The sequence below is a fragment of the Vibrio inusitatus genome (assembly GCA_024346935.1).
GTDB lineage: Bacteria > Pseudomonadota > Gammaproteobacteria > Enterobacterales > Vibrionaceae > Vibrio > Vibrio inusitatus.
This window is the reverse complement of sequence record AP024878.1, coordinates 324,024-340,423: the sequence shown is the minus strand read 5'-3', so window position 1 is coordinate 340,423 and position 16,400 is coordinate 324,024. Positions and strand designations below refer to the sequence as shown.

Genomic DNA, 16,400 nt, shown 5'->3' with positions numbered 1-16,400 from the left:
TTATTCTCCTGAACCATCACCAACGCTATATAAAAACTGTCCAATCAAATCCTCTAGCACTAATGCCGATTTAGTATCTTCAATCAAGTCGCCATCTTTGAGTAACTCTACATCTTCATCAATAAAGCCAGGTATTAAACTAATGTATTGCTCTCCTATCAGTCCTGACGTCAAGATGTGTGCACTTGAGGTATCAGGGAAGTGACCGTAGTGCTCTCCAATCGACAGGGTCACTATCGGCGTATAGTACTCAGTATCTAGGCTAATATCCGAAACTCTCCCGACGACTACCCCACCCACCTTGACGGGGGAACGCACTTTAAGGCTACCTATATTGTCAAAGTAGGCTTTTAACTTATAACTGTCTTGGCTTCCTAGTGATTTTACATCGGCAACCTTAAACACCATAAAAAGCACCGCGATGATACCAAGGATCATAAAGCTACCGACCCAGAATTCGAACTTCCTTGATTGACTCATACTTAACTTCCAAACATTAATGCGGTAAGCACAAAATCCAGCCCTAGTACGGCCAGAGAAGAATGCACTACTGTGCGAGTAGTTGCTTGACTGATGCCCTCTGAAGTAGGCACTGCGTCGTAACCATTAAACAAAGCGATCCAAACCACGGTGATAGCAAATACCAAGGACTTGATGAGACTGTTACCGATATCTCTACCTAGTTCCACAGAGGATTGCATTGCTGACCAAAAACTTCCATGGTCAATTCCCTTCCAATCAACGCCGACTAACTGACCGCCTAAGATACCAATGGCAATAAAAATCATAGTAAGCAGCGGCATCGAAATTACACCAGCCCAAAATCTTGGGTTGATGATGCGCTTTAGGGGGTCAACAGCCATCATCTCCAAGCTTGATAATTGCTCTGTTGCCTTCATCAAGCCTATCTCAGCCGTCAACGCAGAGCCTGCACGTCCAGCAAACAGTAGCGCTGTTACCACAGGACCTAATTCTCTCAATAACGACAAAGCAACCATCTGCCCCAGACTGCCTTCTGCGCCATAATCCACTAGCACCACATAGCCCTGAAGGCTCAATACCATACCGATGAAAAGCCCTGACACCATAATGATTGCCAAGGATTGCACACCTACTGAATGAAGCTGTTTAATCAGTAAAGGAAAACTTTTTAATGGTTCAGGTTTACTAAATAAAGCACCAATCATCATGAAAGTTGCTCCACCCAAAGAGCGACTAAACCTCACTCCTGAAGCGCCGAAATCAGCAACCTTGTTGATCACTTTAGACATCATCGTAGAAATAGGTCCTTGTCTAATTCTTTGGATGGAAACGCAAAGGGCACCGCACCATCTGCAGTTCCTTGCAAAAACTGCTGAACCTTTGGATCTGTACTTTGTTCAATCTCTACAGGCTGCCCTTTGGCAATGATTTTCTTGTCGGCCATCAAATACACATAATCAGCGATACTCATGACCTCAGGCACATCATGAGACACTACGATGGAAGTCATACCTAAAGCTTGATTTAACTTTTGAATCAACTCAACCAATACCCCCATCGTAATAGGATCTTGCCCCACAAAAGGTTCATCATACATAACCACTTCGGGATCCAGGGCTATCGCTCGAGCTAAAGCGACTCTTCGTGTCATTCCTCCAGACAACTCACTAGGCATCAAATCAGCAGCACCTCTCAAGCCAACCGCTTCCAACTTTAACAGCACAATGGTACGGATGAGAGACTCAGGCAGAGCAGTATGTTCACGAATAGGAAAGGCTACATTGTCAAAAACCGTCAAGTCGGTAAAAAGTGCACCAGATTGAAACAGCATGCTCATTTTCTTTCGAGTTTGGTATAGCTGTCGTCGACTCAAGGTTGGAATATGATTATCTTCAAACCATATCTCTCCGCTATCTGGCTGTATCTGTCCGCCAATTAGTTTCAACAGAGTAGTCTTACCTATACCTGACGGCCCCATGATTGCCGTTATTTTCCCTTCAGGGATCGATAAACTGATGTCATCAAAAATCACCCTATTGCCACGCGAGAAGGTGACATTATTGAGAATGATTTTGGGATTTGGTTCAGCCATCGACACTCCTTGTCCAGACCATATACACGCAATATATTAAAAAGGTTGAATAAATCAGTTAGTTGCTCGACTTAATCATAGGAATTTTATTAGACTTATGTGTAAATAATTTGTCTAAAATCTTCCCTTTTTGACAGCTTAACGTCAAAATCACTGTTTAACTCGCATCAATTAATAAAGAGTCCACTAATGATCGTAGCGATTTGTCTTCTTGTCGTCGGCTTAATCATGCTGGTATGGAGTGCCGATAGACTGGTATTCGGTTCCGCCGCACTGGCCAGAAACTTCGGAATTTCTCCTCTAGTCATCGGTATGACCATTCTAGCTATGGGCTCTTCTGCTCCTGAAATGATGGTATCTGCAACAGCAGCTCTTGAAGGTAAAACCGATACAGCGGTAGGTAACGTACTGGGCTCAAACATTGCAAACATTGCTCTTATCCTTGGTATTACAGCACTAGTTAAACCACTTTCAGTCAGCTCTGGTGTATTACGTCGCGAACTGCCTTTAATGATTGGTGTCACCTTGATTGCCGGCGGTATCATGTGGAACCACTATTTGGGATTCATGGAAGGCGTATTACTGGTCGTACTATTTGCTGCATTCATTATCACTATGCTACGTATCTCACGCGCTGAAAAGCTCAAGGGGGATACCATGATAAGTGAACAAGAATCAGAAGTCCCAGATGGCGTAGACAATAGAAAAGCCATATTTTGGGTGGTTGTCGGCCTCATCGTTTTACCTATTTCAGCAGATCTTCTGGTAAACAACGCAGTGATCATTGCTAAATACTTTGGTATGAGTGATTTAGTTATAGGTCTGACTATTATTGCCGTCGGTACTAGCCTTCCTGAGCTAGCAGCCTCTCTTGCGGGTGTAATGAAAGGAGAGGATGATATGGCAGTAGGTAATATCATCGGCTCAAATGTATTCAACATTCTTGCTGTAATGGGCATTCCGGGACTTCTAAATCCATCATTTCTCAATGAAGATGCGATGAATCGTGACTTTTGGGTAATGCTGGGGGTTTCTCTTCTATTGGTGGTCATGGCACTCGGTAAGTCCAGAAGTATCAATCGAATTGAAGGTAGTATCCTGTTCCTGTTATTTATCGCCTATCAAGGCTACCTAATCATGAATGTGTAGAATTAAATATCTAAGGAATCAACCGTGTCTTCAAAATTTGACTACCAAAAAGCTGCACAAGAAGTTCTGGACATAGAAATTGCAGGGCTCACTCAGCTATCTCAATATTTTAATGCTGATTTCAATCGCGCTTGTGATGCCATTTTAGAGAACAAACACGGCAAGGTCGTGGTAATGGGCATGGGAAAATCTGGCCATATTGGCAATAAGATTGCAGCAACATTAGCGAGTACTGGTACCTCCGCCTTTTTTGTTCACCCTGGAGAAGCCGCCCACGGCGACCTTGGCATGATAGCTCAAGGGGATATTGTTATCGCCATTTCTAATTCTGGTGAATCTTCTGAGATTCTATCGCTATTCCCTGTATTAAAACGGTTGAACATCCAGATCATCAGCATGACCGGCAAACCAAACTCCAACATGGCGAAGCTAGGGGATATTCACTTGTGTATTGCCGTTCCTCAAGAAGCTTGCCCAAGAGAGTTAGCGCCGACTAGCAGTACAACAGCTACCTTAGTGATGGGTGATGCTTTAGCTATGGCTTTGATGCAAGCAAGAGGCTTTACTACTGAAGACTTTGCACTCTCTCATCCGGGTGGTGCACTGGGTCGCAAGTTGTTATTAAAATTAGAAAACATTATGCACACTGGCTCAGCAGTTCCTAAAGTTAAAGCTGACGCTTTGATTAAGGATGCCCTGATTGAAATCAGCCAAAAAGGCTTAGGCATGACGGCTATTGTTGATGATCAGGACAAAATACTAGGTATATTTACCGACGGCGACTTGCGACGCCTTTTAGATAAGCGCATTGACATCCACAGCACTATCATTGGTGATGTAATGTCAAACAATCCAAGCTTTGCCTCGCCATCTCTGTTGGCGGTTGAAGGGCTGAATGTGATGCAGCAACGCAGCATCACAGCCTTGTTACTATGTGAAGATGATAAACTGGTTGGTGCCCTCAATATGCACGACCTTCTTAAAGCCGGAGTAATGTAATTCATGACTGAGATGGTCAACTCTCTATACGGTCCAGTTTCAACCTCTGTTTTTGCGATCGCAAAAGAGATAAAACTACTCATCTGCGATGTGGATGGGGTCTTTTCTGACGGCCTCGTTTATATGGGCAATGATGGCGAAGAATTAAAAACCTTCCACACCCGAGATGGCTACGGCGTGAAATCGCTTATGAACGCAGGTATTGAAATAGCCATCGTCACGGGTCGCCGCTCACAAATTGTTGAAAATCGCATGCGCGCTTTAGGTATATCGCTGATCTATCAGGGTCAAGATGACAAAATCAAAGCCTACAACGACATCGTTGATAAGTTAGGTATCCAACCAGAACATACTGGATACATCGGTGATGACCTCATTGATTGGCCGGTAATGGATAAGGTTGCTCTTAAAGTGTGCGTCAATGATGGACACCCATTGCTGGTTCAGCGTGCCAATTACGTGACCAAGATTAAAGGCGGACATGGCGCAGTGCGTGAAGTCTGCGATCTCATCCTGGAAGCTAGAGGTGAGCTTGAACAACACAAAGGCTTGAGCATATGACGGGTTCTCGCATTTTTCAGATAGTGCTAATCGGAGTCATCTGTATTTCCGGTTACTACCTACTGACAAATCAAGAACAAGTGGTTATTCAGATCGAGCCTAGTGCCGAACTGCCTATGTTTACTGGACGATTAGTCACGAATACCAATTATGATCAAAAGGGCATTCGCAACTACAAGATCACCTCAGAGAAGCTAGACCATTATGCCGACAGTGGCGATACCTTATTTGATAACATCGTTATGTATGTGTATCGTGAGGGGACTGTCGAAGAGTGGCAAGTAGTTTCAGATAAAGCCGTTTTAGATAACAATCATCACCTGACGCTGGAAGGCAATGTCATTGCGACCAACTTGCTTCCCGATGCCAGCTTTGAAACATTAACTACAGACAAAATGACAATTGAACTGGACACCAAAGACTTCAACTCTGATGTTCAGGTTACTCTCACAGGGCCACAGTTTGTGAATATTGGCCAAGCACTGGAGGGGAACCTGGATGAAAACGAAGCGGTACTGTTCAATAGTGTACAAGGGATCTATGAAAAAGCTCAGCCTTAGTCTTTTACTGGGAATATTGCTGTCTCCTGCTGCTCTCGCGCTATCAACAGATTCAGAGCAGCCGGTTTACATCGACTCAGACAGTCAGCACCTCGACATGAAAAGCAACAAAGTAACCTTTATTGGCGATGTAAAAATGCGCCAAGGGAGCATCAATGTTGAAGGTGATAAAGTCATTGTTTTCCGTGACCCAGAAGACGGCTCAATCAAAGAAATCGAAGCCTATGGAGAGCTAGCTAAGTTCTCTCAACTTACTGATGATGGTAAAACCATCCGCGGTCACGCAGAAGAGCTTTACTACAACATGGCAGAAGACCAATTAACTATGGTCAAACAGGCGATGCTGGCTCAGGATGGCAGTACCATTAGCGGTCAGCGCATCAAATACCATATCACTACCGAGAAAATGATCGCTGAAAGTGGCGAAGGCTCTCGAGTTTCAACGGTATTACAGCCACAACCTAAACAGCCAAAAGAGAAGAAATAGTCAACCTATGGCAATACTCAAAGCTGAACACCTAGCGAAAAGCTACAAGAACCGCAAAGTGGTTGCTGACGTGAGTCTGCAAGTAGAATCCGGACAGATCGTTGGCCTGCTAGGGCCTAACGGTGCAGGAAAAACGACATCGTTCTACATGATTGTAGGCCTAGTGGCTCGCGATGAAGGGCAAATCCTCATTGACGATCAAGACATTAGTATTCTTCCTATGCATAGCCGCTCTAGAATGGGTATCGGCTACCTACCTCAGGAAGCCTCCATCTTCAGAAAGCTTTCGGTTGAAGATAACATTTATGCCGTATTGCAAACTCGCAATGAAATATCCAAACAAGAGCGAGACGAGAAGCTAGAAGAATTACTCGATGAGTTTAATATTCAGCACATTCGTAAAAGTAACGGTATGGCACTTTCTGGTGGTGAACGTCGACGCGTAGAAATCGCCAGAGCACTAGCTGCAAACCCACAGTTTATCTTGCTAGATGAACCCTTTGCCGGTGTAGACCCTATCTCCGTTATCGACATTAAGAAAATCATTGAGCATTTAAGAGACCGCGGCCTAGGTGTTCTCATCACTGACCACAACGTGCGTGAAACCCTAGACGTATGTGAACGTGCATACATTGTTAGCCAAGGACATCTAATAGCAGAAGGAACTCCTGAGCAAGTCCTAAGTAACGAGCAGGTTAAGAAAGTTTACCTTGGTGAACAGTTCCGTCTGTAGACGGTTCGTTTCGGGCGACTCATTATCATGAAAGCGGCATTACAACTCAAATTTGGTCAGCAACTCGCAATGACCCCTCAGTTGCAACAAGCTATTAGACTGTTGCAATTGTCGAGCCTTGAGCTTCAGCAAGAGATTCAGGAAGCCCTAGATTCCAATCCATTACTACAAGTTGTAGAAGAAAATAATCACACAGACGAAAAAACAGAGTCATCGCAAGAATCATCACCAGAAACAACAGTAGTTGAAGCCAGTACTCAAGATAGCGCAGAACTAATGGCAACTAACTCCATTGGTGAAGACTTGGCAATGGATACTTCATGGGAAGATGTTTACAGTTCAAACACGGGTAATACAGGTATAGCATCGGATGATGAATTACCTATTTATCAAGGCGAGACTCAAACCAGTCTATACGACCATCTGTTATGGCAATTAGAGCTGACTCCCTTTACCGAAACTGACCATGCCATTGCTATCGCCATCATTGATGCTATTGACGATAGAGGCTTTCTAACTCTTTCTACGGCCGATATTACGGCTAGTTTGTCTCTTCCAGATATCGAAGAAGATGAAACCGTAGCAGTGCTCAAACGCGTTCAACAATTTGAGCCTTTAGGGGTAGGGTCGCGCAATCTACAAGAGTGTTTGTTGCTGCAGCTTAATGCTCTACCTGACGATACACCGCGTAAGCAACAAGCTTGCGAGATCTTAGAAAACTATATCGAACATTTAGCCAATCGCGACTACAAAATGATCGTTAAAGAAACTAAGCTCAAAGAGAGTGATTTGATCGCGGTTTTGCAGCTCATTCAGCAGTTAGACCCGCGACCAGGAAGCCAAATTGGTGAAAATGACATCGAGTATGTAATACCGGATGTCAACGTGATAAAAGTGAATGGTAAGTGGACGGTATTTCTCAATAACACGAGTACGCCTAAACTAGAAGTTAATCAGCATTATGCGACCATTACTGGTGCAAATAGCGATGACAATCAATACATCAAAGACCAGCTTCAAGAAGCAAAGTGGCTAATTAAAAGTTTAGAGAGTCGTAATGATACTCTACTCAAAGTAGCGAGATGCATAGTTGAAACACAACAAGAGTTTTTCAACAAGGGTGAAGAAGCTATGCAACCAATGATATTGAACGACGTCGCGCAAGTTATCGATATGCACGAATCGACTATTTCACGTGTCACAACTCAGAAATATATGCACACACCACGCGGTATTTTTGAGCTAAAATATTTCTTCTCAAGTCACGTCAGTAATGATGAAGGTGAGGATAAATCGTCAACCGCTATCAGAGCATTAATCAAAAAATTGGTAGCAGAAGAGAACAGCGCCAAACCATTGAGCGATAACAAAATTGCCACCCTACTCGCTGAGCAAGGGGTGAAGGTAGCAAGACGTACCGTGGCAAAATACCGTGAATCACTAGGTATTGCCCCATCGAGTCAGCGAAAACGCCTAGTTTAGGCATCACTAGAAGGAACGCTTATGCAAATCAATATCAAAGGCCACCATGTAGAGCTTACAGAGTCACTTCAAGAGTACGTTGATACCAAGTTTCAGAAATTAGAGCGTTTCTTCGAGCACATCACCAATGTGCACGTGATCTTAAAACTCGAGAAGGTCAATCATATCGCAGAAGCCACATTACACGTTAGCCAAGGCGATATTCACGCCACTGCTGAAGAAGAAAACATGTACGCAGCTATCGATGCACTCGTTGATAAGCTAGTACGCCAGCTGACCAAGCACAAAGAAAAGTTAAGTAATCACTAACCATGCAAATTAATGAAGTATTGTCGTTGGACTGCACCAAAAGTGCAGTCCATTGTACGAGTAAGAAGCGCGCTTTAGAGCTAATCAGTCAAATTGCAGCTACACATACAGGTCATGATTCAACTGACCTGTTTGAGTGTATGCTGGGCAGAGAAAAGCTAGGTAGTACAGGCATAGGCAATGGCATTGCTATCCCTCATGCACGCATGAGTAATTCAGACAAAGCGATTGCTGTACTCCTACAGTGTGATGAAGCTATTGAATTCGATGCCATTGATAACCGCCCAGTTGACCTGTTGTTTGCATTACTTGTCCCTGAAGACCAGTGCAAAGAACACCTTAAAACTCTTTCTTGTATGGCTGAACGCCTCAACGACAAGAAAGTTCTCAAACAGCTTCGTCACGCTAAGTCCGACGAAGAACTATTCGAGATTATGATCTCTGAATCGATTGAGTGTCCAAAGGGATAAATACATGTCCGAACCACGCCAACTAGTTGTTGTCAGCGGTAACTCCGGTGGTGGCAAAAGTGTTGCTTTACGCGCCCTAGAAGATATTGGTTACTACTGTGTTGATAACCTTCCGGTAACTCTGCTTAGCGCCTTTGTTGACGGTTTAAATCCACAACAAAGAAGAGTTGCAGTAAGCATTGATATTCGAAATTTACCTACAAACCCAAGTCAAGTTACTGCAGTACTGACAACCCTTGATGATGCAGTTCAGATAACGGTTTTATACCTCGAAGCCAATGAAGAAACGTTAGTTAAGCGATACAGTGAAACTCGAAGAATTCACCCTCTCTCTCTGGTTGAAGATTCACGCTCATTGCAGCAAGCTATTGTACAAGAGAAGCAACTTCTCTCTGGGCTTAAAGAGCAAGCTGATTTAGTCATCGATAGCAGTAAGCTCTCTATTCATGAACTAAGCGAGATGGTACGCAAGCGCATTTTAGGTCGCGATGGTCAAGAGTTAGTCATGGTGTTCCAATCCTTTGGTTTCAAACATGGCTTACCCTCTGATGTCGACTATGTGTTTGATGTACGATTTCTTCCGAACCCTCACTGGGAGCCTGAATTACGGCCTCTGACTGGTTTAGATAAACCTATTCAGGACTACTTGTTTGGCTTTGAGGATGTGGTTGAACTCAAAGAACAGATACAAGCTTTCATCGAGCGCTGGCTACCGTCTTTAGAGAAGAACAATCGCAGTTACCTTACGGTGGCTATAGGCTGTACTGGTGGCAAGCACCGTTCTGTTTTTCTAACACAACAAATCGGTGAGTATTTCCAACAACAAGGCCAACACGTACTGATTCGTCACAACGAGTTGGAGAAAGGCCGATGCTAGAGTCTCGCACCTTACTTATCGTCAATAAGCTAGGCTTACATGCTCGCGCAGCCGTTAAATTGGTAGAGCTAGCACAAAGCTTCGATGCTAAAGTCAGCGTTCACAACGAAGAGAATAGCGCCGAAGCAGACAGTGTAATGGCTTTGCTAATGCTAGAGTCTGCTCAAGGTGAATACGTGACTGTCACCGCAGATGGTACTGAGGCACCACAAGCTCTCAACGCTATTTGCTCACTTATCGAAGGCAAGTTTGAGGAAGATGAATAGTTTTCGTCCACTCAAATTAATTTTCTCTTTTAGTCTTAGGGCCTGCTGACCTTTTGCGATTAAATTTTGCTCGACCAGAAGCCATTTAATCAAGGCGAGCGTATTGCCGCCTAGTCATCTAAGCAAAAGACGCTCAACGACGAGTAAATGGTTTCTGGCCGAGCCCTTCGGGTAGCGGTTTGTTGGGCATTTCTACGGCGTTAGCCCCTTTTCATGTGGAAGCACCACACCTAAAAGTGACTGCCTTGTATAAATACTCAACAAATCGCTACAAAAATCAACTCAAAAGGTCAACAGGCCCTAATAACTTATTAACCCCTTGAATAAAATAAGCTAATATCCTTCTATTAAACTATTCAGTGTTCACAAATCTAACGGAGGCAAATAATGGCGGAACAGATCGAGTTTGATCAAGCCCACCAAACGCTCCAAGAAGTTAGTGATGCATTGGATAACGGTCGCTTTGTCTTCGTACGACGCCAACTGCAAAGTATGGAGCCAGAGGATATTGCCCACCTCCTCGAAGCCTCCCCAAGAAAAAGCCGTGAAGTATTGTGGCAACTCACCGATCCCGAAGATTACGGTGAGATCCTTGATGAATTAAGCGAAGACGTTAAAGATAACCTCGTCTCCAAAATGGCTCCTGGCAAGCTTGCAGAAGCAACAGAGGGCATGGATACCGATGATGTAGCCTACGTACTTCGAAGTCTGCCTGATGATGTCTCACAGCAAGTTCTAGGCCAAATGGATGCGGCAGATCGACTTCGCGTCGAGAAAGCCCTTTCCTATCCAGAAGATACCGCTGGCGGGATAATGAATACCGACGTAACCACGATTCGTGACGATGTCGATATTGACGTAGTTCTTCGCTACATGAGAATGAAAGGCGAATTGCCTGAGGCAACCGATACCTTATATGTTATTGATAGTGATGACCGACTTATCGGTAACTTATCACTAACAACATTACTGACTACTCAACCCGACATTCCTGTCATTGATGTAATGGAAGATGCCGATGAGGCGATCTCTGTTGACCTCAGTGATACTGATGTTGCTAGCCTATTTGAACGTCGAAACTGGGTATCAGCTCCTGTTGTGGATGAGAATCAACACCTAGTCGGTCGAATCACTATCGATGATGTGGTTGATATCATTCGTGAAGATGCCGAACATTCAATGATGAGTATGGCTGGTCTCGATGATGATGAAGATACCTTTGCTCCTGTAGTGAAATCAGCGCGCCGTCGAAGTGTATGGCTCGGAGCCAATGTTCTAGCCGCATTGGCTGCCGCTTCTGTTTCAAACATGTTTGAGGCAACCCTCGAACAAATGGCTGCGATTGCTATCCTAATGACTATAGTGCCATCAATGGGCGGTGTTGCGGGTAACCAAACCGTAGCACTGGTTATTCGTGGTTTAGCACTTGGACATATCGGTGACAGTAACCGCAAAGAACTCTTAATGAAAGAGGCGGCAATAGGCTTCTTAAACGGCATCCTATGGGCGCTGATTATTGGTGCGATTGTAGTGTTCTGGAAGAGTGATTGGATGTTAGGTCTGATTATTTCTGCAGCTATGCTAACCAACCTATTTATAGCTGGCGTCGCTGGTGTAACCGTACCTATTGTGCTGAAAAAGATGAACATTGACCCAGCTCTTGCAGGCGGTATGGCCTTAACGACCATTACGGATGTTATTGGCTTGTCGGTATTCCTTGGTTTAGCAACGGTATTTTTGCTTTAGAGCATTGGTTAAATAGATCCCCCGACCGAGATGCATGCCCAGAAAAGCGTTCGGGGTGATGTGTCTTAAGTCTGTCATGCCCGAAGTATTTTATCGGGCATCTGCTTCTTACATATACCAACTAATAACACAGTCACTAGATCTCCGATAGAAGCGCTCGGAGATGACAATTTCACGTTCAAAACATCAAATTTAATCCAATAAAAAACGAGCCAAACGGCTCGTTTTTTGTCACTGATTGCTAAGCTTAAGCACCTGCAACCTTCATCGATTCAATGAGCATCGAGCCAGTTTGGATCTGAGAGCGAGTCTCCACATCATTACCTACAGCAACAATTTTCTGGAACATATCTTTGAGGTTACCAGCAATAGTAACCTCTGATACAGGGTACTGAATCACGCCATTTTCAACCCAAAAGCCAGCCGCACCACGAGAGTAATCACCGGTTACGCCGTTAACACCCTGCCCCATCAATTCAGTGACTAAGAAACCTGTACCTAGTTCCTTGAGCATTGCTTGATAATCTTGACCTGTAGATTGAACAAACCAGTTGTGGATACCACCAGCATGTCCTGTTGTCGTCATACCTAGCTTCCGAGCGGAATAGCTCGTTAATAGGTAGGTCGCAAGCTTGCCATCTGTGATGATGTCGTAATCTTTGGTCTGCACACCTTCACTATCAAATGGTGTTGATGCTAGACCACGTAATAGATGTGGCTTCTCATTGACGTTAAACCACTCTGGCAATATTGTCTTGCCTAGGTGATCGAGCAAGAAAGACGATTTGCGATACAAGCTACCACCACTGATCGCAGTAACCAAGTGCCCCATCAAACCTGTTGCTACTTCTGCAGCAAACATAATAGGGTATTCACCGGTTTCAATCTGACGAGCATCAAGACGATCGACGGTTCTTTGAGCCGCTTTTAAGCCAACCTCTTTCGCTGACCAAAGATCTTCCGTTCGACGAGCTACGCTATAGCTATAGTCACGCTCCATATCGCCCGTAGCACCTGCACCAATCACACAACAGCTTACACTATGACGACTAGATGGATAGCTCGCGAGTACTCCGTGAGAGTTACCGTACACTCGAATACCATAGTGTGTATCGTAGCTTGCACCGTCACTCTGTTTGATCTTATCGCTGTAACTAAGAGCCGCTTCTTCAGCTTCAATGGTAATTTGTGCAATTTGGTCAGGATCTGGCTCGTAAGGATGGAAAAGATCTAGGTCTTTTATCTCTTTGACCATAAGATCTGCTGGAGCAGGACCTGCACATGGGTCTTCAGATGTGTATTTGGCAATATCTAGGGCTGCAGCCACGGTTTGTGCGATAGCTTTCTCGCTCAAATCAGAGGTAGAGGCACTTCCCTTCTTTTGACCTCGATAAACTGTGATACCCAGAGCACCGTCGCTATTAAACTCGACGTTCTCCACTTCACACATACGAGTGGATACACTGAGACCGGTAGATTTGTTGATCGCAACCTCAGCACCATCGGCCTCGGCAGAGGCTAAACTCAATGCTTTTGAGACAGCTTCTTCTAATTCTACTTTTTGTTGGGCAATTTGTTGTCTAGCGTCCATAGTTAAATCAAATATTTGCAGGCAATAAAGGTTAGAATAACAAGCTTTTCGCATTCTCCCCACTTTGTTTGGTAAAATAAACGACATTAAGCAAAATACGCATTAAGAATTGAGTAACTAAGAGCAGATTATGGCCAGAAAAAATCAGAAAGCCCCTTGGGAAGAAGAAGAAGAAATCATTTGGGTAAGCAAAACCGAAATGAAAGAGGACATGGAAGCCCTGCAAAAACTAGGTGAAGAGCTTGTAAGCTTAAAACCTTCAGTGCTAGAGAAGTTTCCATTGCCTGAAAGCCTAGCTGAAGCAATTAAAGATGCGCAGCGTTTTAATAAAGAAGCAAAACGTCGCCAATTGCAGTTCATTGGCAAGCTAATGAGACAAATTGAAATTGAGCCAATTCAAGCCGCGCTCGATAAGCACCACAATAAACACTCGCAAGCATCATCAGAGCTACACAAGCTAGAAGCATTGCGTGACCGCGTTGTTGAAAATGGTGACGCTGCAATTGAAGAAGTGCTGACTCAGTTTCCATCAGCAGATAGACAGCGTTTGCGCCAATTAGCTCGTCAAGCTAACAAAGAGAAGAAAGCAAGTAAGCCGCCTAAGGCTTATCGTGAGATCTTTCAAGTGTTGAAAGAATTGAACGAAGAAGTTTAATACACGCATCGTCATCCTGAACTTGATTCAGGACCTTAGATACAGCTCTAGTGTGTACTTTATAGATCTGTACTTTCTAAGGTCCTGGATAGCCGCAGGGCGGCTTCCAGGATGACGGGGATTGCATTAATATTTAGATCACTCGAACTAATCAGTACCACCAACAGTAATACTGTCTAGCTTCAATGTAGGCTGGCCAACACCCACAGGAACGCTTTGTCCTGCTTTGCCACACACACCAACACCTTTATCTATCTGTAGGTCATTACCCACCATAGATACCTGCTGCATTGCTTCTATACCTGAACCGACCAAAGTTGCACCTTTCACTGGGCGAGTGATCTTGCCGTCTTCAATTAAATAAGCTTCTGAAGTTGAGAACACAAATTTGCCAGACGTAATATCCACCTGACCACCAGCAAAGCTTGGGGCATAAATACCCTTCTTCACCGTAGAAATTATCTCTTCTGGGGTGTGTTGACCCGGTAGCATGTAAGTGTTCGTCATACGTGGCATAGGAAGGTGCGCAAATGATTCACGACGACCATTGCCCGTTGGAGCAACGCCCATTAAACGAGCATTAAGCTTATCTTGCATGTAGCCTTTTAGAACACCGTTCTCAATCAAAGTATTGTATTGCCCTTCGACACCTTCATCATCTATATTCAATGAGCCACGACGATCTAACATAGTGCCATCATCAACGATAGTACAAAGATCCGAAGTCACCTTCTCTCCCACTTTTCCAGAGAATACGGATGACTGCTTACGGTTAAAATCACCTTCCAGACCATGCCCAACCGCTTCGTGTAGCAGTACTCCCGGCCAACCGGCTCCAAGAACAACAGGCATAGCGCCTGCAGGTGCAGCACCTGATTCAAGGTTAACAAGAGCAAGGCGGATTGCCTCATCAGCCATGTGTGTAGCGACAGTTTTAGCACCATCCATTTCTAGGAATCGTTGATAATCATAACGACCACCACCACCAGATGAACCACGCTCTCGACGCTCTCCACGCTGAGCTAATACACTAATAGAAAGGCGTACTAAAGGACGAATATCTGTTGCATAAGTGCCATCTGTTGCGGCAACCAGTACCTGTTCGTAAACACCACTGATACTGATATTGACCTCAGAAACCAAAGGCTCCTTAGTGCGAATGTAGACATCTAGCTCTTTTAAAAGATCGATCTTTTGCTGCTTTTCGAGGCTTTGTAAAGGATTCACACTTGAATAGTGCTGATGAGAATGATGTCGAGAAAATGCCTGCACTTGAGCCGTTTGCCCTTGCTTAGCAATACCACGCGCTGCAATTGCACTTTGTTTTAAGCTATCAGCCTGAATTTGGTCAGAATAAGCAAAACCCGTTTTCTCACCGCTTACTGCTCTAACGCCTACGCCTCTATCGATATTAAATGAGCCGTCTTTGATGATGCTGTCTTCTAGGACAAGCGTTTCATGCCAGCTTGACTGGAAATAAACATCTGCATAGTCGATATCTCGAGTAGCGATCATAGAAAGTGTATTGTTGACATCCTGCTCAGTAAGGCCTGTAGGGGCCAGCAGTTCTTGTTCTACTTGTTCAATAGTCATAATCTACTCTTTATCCTCATTATTGATGAGGTTAGAAATTTTCTGATGTGAAGCGACAGGCATTGCCTTGCGAACCTTCTCCACTTGATGTAATTCAATGTCAGCTACTAAGTTGCACGGAGTCATAGCCCCTTGTGTGATGATTTTTCCCCATGGGTCAATAACCATAGAGTGCCCCCAAGTTTGTCTGTTGGCAGAGTGGTAGCCACACTGTCCTACGCCAATTACCCAAGCTTGGTTTTCAATAGCTCTAGCACGAAGTAATACTTCCCAATGCGCTTCTCCTGTGACCGCCGTAAAAGCAGCAGGCACTAGAATAATATCTGCCCCCTGCTCTCGCAGAAGGTTATACAGGTGTGGGAATCTTAGGTCATAACAAATCGAAAGCCCTAACCTTCCTATAGGCGTGTCTGTTACTTGAGTTTGAATACCATGAGCAAAGCAATCAGATTCTTTATAGCTACCATGTTCATCCTCAACCTCAACATCAAACAAGTGCATCTTGTTATAATGTGCGACTAACTCTCCGTTATTGTCAAAAACTAAGCACGAAGAATAAAGATGTGTCGCATCATAACGTATAGGAAAAGAGCCAATCACGATCCAAGTTTGCAGCTCTTTTGCCAATTGCGCCAATTTGGATTGAATTGGACCAGAGTTTAACTCTTCCGCGATTTCTTGATACGCCAATGCATTATCAAACAGCAAGCTATTTTCTGGGGTCACAATCAACTGACAACCTTGCTTGACCAACACTCGCAACTGTTGCTCAATGAACTGCAAATTCACAGAAACATCATTGCCTGATGTCATCTGAATCAACCCTATCCTTGGTTTATCCGCCATGA

At 44.2% G+C, this 16,400-nt stretch carries 19 protein-coding genes; 13 read left to right on the top strand and 6 right to left on the bottom strand.

The window, feature by feature from the left end; translation table 11 throughout:
* The 3 genes from mlaD to mlaF are packed head-to-tail and all read right to left on the bottom strand — an operon-like array spanning position 1 to position 2,074.
* A complete protein-coding gene (mlaD, locus tag OCU48_RS01615) occupies positions 1-480 on the bottom strand; it encodes an outer membrane lipid asymmetry maintenance protein MlaD (protein WP_141346945.1) in 480 nt (159 codons plus the stop codon).
* A gap of 2 nt (positions 481-482) precedes the next feature.
* Positions 483-1,274 (bottom strand): lipid asymmetry maintenance ABC transporter permease subunit MlaE, encoded by a 792-nt coding sequence (gene mlaE / locus OCU48_RS01610; RefSeq protein WP_141346944.1) that lies wholly within the window; start codon positions 1,272-1,274, stop codon positions 483-485.
* Positions 1,271-2,074, bottom strand: coding sequence for a phospholipid ABC transporter ATP-binding protein MlaF (gene mlaF, locus OCU48_RS01605; RefSeq protein WP_141346943.1), 804 nt, complete (start codon positions 2,072-2,074; stop codon positions 1,271-1,273). The genes mlaE and mlaF overlap by 4 nt, the downstream gene beginning before the upstream one ends.
* A gap of 189 nt (positions 2,075-2,263) precedes the next feature.
* Here mlaF and OCU48_RS01600 point away from each other — a divergent pair, with 189 nt between their 5' ends.
* The 12 genes from OCU48_RS01600 (at position 2,264) to mgtE (ending at position 11,713) form a co-directional block, all read left to right on the top strand.
* On the top strand, positions 2,264-3,223 hold the full coding sequence (locus OCU48_RS01600) for a calcium/sodium antiporter (RefSeq protein ID WP_141346942.1): 960 nt from the start codon (positions 2,264-2,266) through the stop codon (positions 3,221-3,223).
* A 24-nt stretch (positions 3,224-3,247) separates the two neighbouring features.
* A complete protein-coding gene (gene kdsD / locus OCU48_RS01595) occupies positions 3,248-4,222 on the top strand; it encodes an arabinose-5-phosphate isomerase KdsD (protein ID WP_141346941.1) in 975 nt (324 codons plus the stop codon).
* Positions 4,223-4,225: 3 nt separating this feature from the next.
* Entirely contained in the window at positions 4,226-4,783 is a 558-nt protein-coding gene (gene kdsC, locus OCU48_RS01590) for a 3-deoxy-manno-octulosonate-8-phosphatase KdsC (protein ID WP_141346940.1), read from the top strand.
* Entirely contained in the window at positions 4,780-5,343 is a 564-nt protein-coding gene (lptC, locus tag OCU48_RS01585; protein ID WP_141346939.1) for an LPS export ABC transporter periplasmic protein LptC, read from the top strand. The genes kdsC and lptC overlap by 4 nt, the downstream gene beginning before the upstream one ends.
* The gene (gene lptA / locus OCU48_RS01580) at positions 5,324-5,830 is read left to right on the top strand and encodes a lipopolysaccharide transport periplasmic protein LptA (RefSeq protein ID WP_141346938.1); all 507 of its coding nucleotides are present in this window, start codon (positions 5,324-5,326) and stop codon (positions 5,828-5,830) included. Before lptC ends, lptA begins: the two co-directional genes overlap by 20 nt.
* A 7-nt stretch (positions 5,831-5,837) precedes the next feature.
* Positions 5,838-6,563, top strand: a complete 726-nt coding sequence (lptB, locus tag OCU48_RS01575; RefSeq protein ID WP_141273060.1) for an LPS export ABC transporter ATP-binding protein — start codon at positions 5,838-5,840, stop codon at positions 6,561-6,563.
* Between the two features lie 27 nt (positions 6,564-6,590).
* Positions 6,591-8,045 carry an RNA polymerase factor sigma-54 gene (locus tag OCU48_RS01570; RefSeq protein WP_141346937.1) on the top strand — a complete coding sequence of 485 codons (1,455 nt, stop codon included), beginning with the start codon at positions 6,591-6,593 and terminating at the stop codon, positions 8,043-8,045.
* A 21-nt stretch (positions 8,046-8,066) separates the two neighbouring features.
* Entirely contained in the window at positions 8,067-8,354 is a 288-nt protein-coding gene (gene hpf, locus OCU48_RS01565; RefSeq protein WP_141346936.1) for a ribosome hibernation promoting factor, read from the top strand.
* A gap of 2 nt (positions 8,355-8,356) precedes the next feature.
* Positions 8,357-8,824, top strand: a complete 468-nt coding sequence (gene ptsN / locus OCU48_RS01560; RefSeq protein WP_017032861.1) for a PTS IIA-like nitrogen regulatory protein PtsN — start codon at positions 8,357-8,359, stop codon at positions 8,822-8,824.
* Between the two features lie 4 nt (positions 8,825-8,828).
* On the top strand, positions 8,829-9,701 hold the full coding sequence (rapZ, locus tag OCU48_RS01555; protein WP_141346935.1) for an RNase adapter RapZ: 873 nt from the start codon (positions 8,829-8,831) through the stop codon (positions 9,699-9,701).
* Positions 9,695-9,967: an HPr family phosphocarrier protein gene (locus OCU48_RS01550; RefSeq protein ID WP_141346934.1), complete on the top strand. Its 273-nt coding sequence runs from the start codon at positions 9,695-9,697 to the stop codon at positions 9,965-9,967. Before rapZ ends, OCU48_RS01550 begins: the two co-directional genes overlap by 7 nt.
* Before the next feature lie 387 nt (positions 9,968-10,354).
* Positions 10,355-11,713 (top strand): magnesium transporter, encoded by a 1,359-nt coding sequence (gene mgtE, locus OCU48_RS01545; protein WP_141346933.1) that lies wholly within the window; start codon positions 10,355-10,357, stop codon positions 11,711-11,713.
* 247 nt (positions 11,714-11,960) lie between these two features.
* Here the strand turns inward: mgtE and pmbA are convergent, their stop codons facing one another.
* On the bottom strand, positions 11,961-13,304 hold the full coding sequence (gene pmbA, locus OCU48_RS01540) for a metalloprotease PmbA (RefSeq protein ID WP_141346968.1): 1,344 nt from the start codon (positions 13,302-13,304) through the stop codon (positions 11,961-11,963).
* Positions 13,305-13,434: 130 nt separating this feature from the next.
* On the opposite strand from pmbA, the gene yjgA reads away from it, so the two are divergent.
* Positions 13,435-13,959 (top strand): ribosome biogenesis factor YjgA, encoded by a 525-nt coding sequence (gene yjgA / locus OCU48_RS01535; RefSeq protein WP_141346932.1) that lies wholly within the window; start codon positions 13,435-13,437, stop codon positions 13,957-13,959.
* A 147-nt stretch (positions 13,960-14,106) separates the two neighbouring features.
* On the opposite strand, the gene tldD is transcribed toward yjgA, so the two are convergent.
* Positions 14,107-15,552 (bottom strand): metalloprotease TldD, encoded by a 1,446-nt coding sequence (gene tldD / locus OCU48_RS01530; RefSeq protein ID WP_141346931.1) that lies wholly within the window; start codon positions 15,550-15,552, stop codon positions 14,107-14,109.
* A 3-nt stretch (positions 15,553-15,555) separates the two neighbouring features.
* Entirely contained in the window at positions 15,556-16,398 is an 843-nt protein-coding gene (locus OCU48_RS01525) for a carbon-nitrogen hydrolase family protein (RefSeq protein ID WP_141346930.1), read from the bottom strand.
* Positions 16,399-16,400: the final 2 nt, after the last annotated feature.